Source organism: Vibrio sp. OPT41 (genome assembly GCF_015163595.1).
Lineage (GTDB): Bacteria > Pseudomonadota > Gammaproteobacteria > Enterobacterales > Vibrionaceae > Vibrio > Vibrio alginolyticus.
This window is the reverse complement of record NZ_JADDYH010000072.1, coordinates 227,062-229,810: the sequence shown is the minus strand read 5'-3', so window position 1 is coordinate 229,810 and position 2,749 is coordinate 227,062. Positions and strand designations below refer to the sequence as shown.

At 43.1% G+C, this 2,749-nt stretch carries 2 protein-coding genes and 1 pseudogene; 2 read left to right on the top strand and 1 reads right to left on the bottom strand.

The features are described 5' to 3' along the window. Window positions 1-269 (top strand): annotated as a pseudogene (locus IQP38_RS23875) (transposase); the annotation flags it as partial. Window positions 270-717: 448 nt separating this feature from the next. Here the strand turns inward: IQP38_RS23875 and IQP38_RS23870 are convergent. Then, window positions 718-1,725, bottom strand: a complete 1,008-nt coding sequence (locus IQP38_RS23870; protein ID WP_193838098.1) for a DUF1176 domain-containing protein — start codon at window positions 1,723-1,725, stop codon at window positions 718-720. Window positions 1,726-2,392: 667 nt separating this feature from the next. On the opposite strand from IQP38_RS23870, the gene IQP38_RS23865 reads away from it, so the two are divergent. Next, window positions 2,393-2,749, top strand: a 357-nt coding sequence (locus IQP38_RS23865) for a leucine-rich repeat domain-containing protein (protein WP_193838097.1), incomplete at its 3' end; no start/stop codon positions are given.

The window sequence follows — 2,749 nt, the reverse complement described above, 5'->3', positions numbered from 1 at the left end:
TTGTACCATTCCAGTACTCGACTGGAGGGAAACAACGGATGCTGGGAATTTCAAAGCGAGGAAATAAAGAGCTGAGAGAACTCTTTGTTCATGCCGCATGAGCAGTGATGTGGAGGGAAGAAACTGCTGAACGCTATTTCGGTTCATGGTTATTAGATTTGAAACGTCGAAAGCCTTTTAATGTTGCTTTAGTTGCGTTAGCAAATAAGCTAGCGAGGATTGCATGGTCAGTAATGACAAGTCACAAGCCCTTTGAATTAAGAGTTTAATCTAGATTTGCATATGGTAATGAAAGATGACAAAACGGTTAGACCACCAGATTGAAGACCTGATGGACAGAACAGCAACTAGAGTGCTTTCACGTTTTTGAGGACAATCTGGCGCGGATCTCATCGTAGAGCTGGGGCTAACTAATCAGTGTCCCAATTAGACTCTGAATACATTAGCGCAAACCAACGCCGTTATTTGGATTTTTCACTTGCAAAACGGGGCGTACCATACATTTGTCCAGAAATATCACGATCTGAATTTTAACACGTGGTATTTTCTAGCTTGAAAATGCCCCCAAATCGCTTAGAATCTTAACCCTATAAAACAGAGGCTGCATGTACTTACCCTACTGAAAGTAATCCTTTTTTATACTCCACCGCTTATTGATGCAAACAACTTAGCAAGCCGCCACCAAGATCGACATTTAAACTCACCTCATTTACAAAATTATTGCTTAGAAGGAAAAGTTACATCAGTGATGTAGGTCGGCATAGGGTCAATACCGCCGGCAATACCTCGGCATGGACCCGTGCTGGATATCAAAGTGGGTACCATAGATTGCCCATCAAACACCCATGCCTGACTTTCCCAGCAATCGCCATATCCTCGTCCCTTGCGGTCTTGGCGCGCCATACCATCTATATAAAAACCATCACTGTCCAATGCAACCAACTGATTGGGGCCATTTTTATCCGCTAACCAATGGTTGCAAAGCGCGTTGTAAGCCATAAGCCAACAAGCACCAATAAATCGTTTACCCTGACCCAGCTCTGCAGTTTCAAGTGATGCGCTCTGGAGTTCGAAATCCAACTCAGATGCTGGCACATTAGTGGTCAGCAACTGTAACACCTCATTATAAGCTGACGAACCGATTTCAAGGGTAACAGCGTTTGATAGCGGTGCTTGCACAGTCAAACTTGGTGGTACTTTAGCGGGTGGTACTTCGTTCTCAGATTGTTTACCTTTGGCAACCACAGCAAATGGTGTGTTGCTACGCCCTTGATACTCATCCATTTTGCGAAACACAGTGCTGGCGCCATTGTTCGAAATGCGCCAGCGCTGCTTTCCAGCGCCTACTTCAATTACCGCGTTAGTAGTAACCACCGCCAATAATGCCTGTACTTGCATGGCGCTCAGCTGACTCGTTTTATCTGTGTAGATTGGGCCGAGGTCTTGGTTGTCAATCAACAAAGTCACACTTGCTGGCAACGCCTGCTCATCATGTAGCTGCAGAAAAAGCTTTGCCGTGATCTGGGTTGCAGGTCCAGCTTCACGTCTAAACATCATTGCCATACCATAGCCAAGACCAGCTGGCGCGTACCCCGCTGCTCGGCAAGTGCCAGTATTGTCACATGCCAAATACCAATCTTTGTGAGCAAACCTAGCTCCGTCAAAAGCTTGGACAGAAAAAATCGCTACACTCAATGCGATTATAATTAGACGAATATAGCGCATTTTCTTATTCCTTTGAGATAATATATCTGTGAATGTTTGATGGATTCTATGCGTTGAATTTAAGTTAATTTGACTTATTCGAAGGCGATTTTTGACATGAACTACTCCAGCCAGACTGGAGTAGATAATGATTAATCTAAAGCCAATCTCATCGCTTGAAATACATTAGTTTTACCAGCTGTTACGCTCCTTCAGGCGCTTGCGTGCGAACATCCCTATAATATTGAATTGGGTGAGGAGCGTAACTTCCGCTTGGTCTGAGCTTTTGTTCGCTTCCGCGACTTTTAGCTCGACTTTGATAGCCGCAGAAATTGCCCATCTCTAGTCTTCTTATGAATATTCATCTTGAATATGGATGATCAAATAGGCAACAGTTTTCTTTATTACAGGAAACTATTGCTCCTATACTCATTAGATCAAATACCCTGCAAAAAGTTATCCGATAGAATGAAATTCAACACGATTTAAGCGTTTTATATGCTTGTTTGGCTTGTCAAAGTTGCCTCTTTTGTTAGAGAAACTATCTAAGCATCTTTTTGGGAGTGATAATCCATTAAAAGTATTGTTATCATCCTTTTATCTCTGAGTAGAGCTAAATTTCTGTGAACATTTTATGCGTTTGCATAGAAAGACCGATAACGGTCTAATTATAAACCCGCGAGTAGCAATGTCATTATCAAGAATAAAACTCAATAGGCTAACTGGCCAAATCTTTGGCATCTTGCTTAGTCTAGCCCTTCTAACAGGCTGTGAGCATGCAACGGAAGGGTTAGTCTATGCTAAAAAATTAGATGGCTCGCAGAACAAATCAATACTTGCAGAGTATACCGGTAGAGAGACCGATGTCATAATTTCAAGCTCGGTGACCATTATTGGTGAAGGCGCGTTTGTTGGTCACCAACTCACTAATGTAACCATACCGGATTCGGTTGCCACAATTGAAGATGAGGCATTTAAGGACAATGAGCTCACCAACCTGACCATTCCAGATTCCGTGGTAGCCATTGGCAAAGGGGCGTTTAGC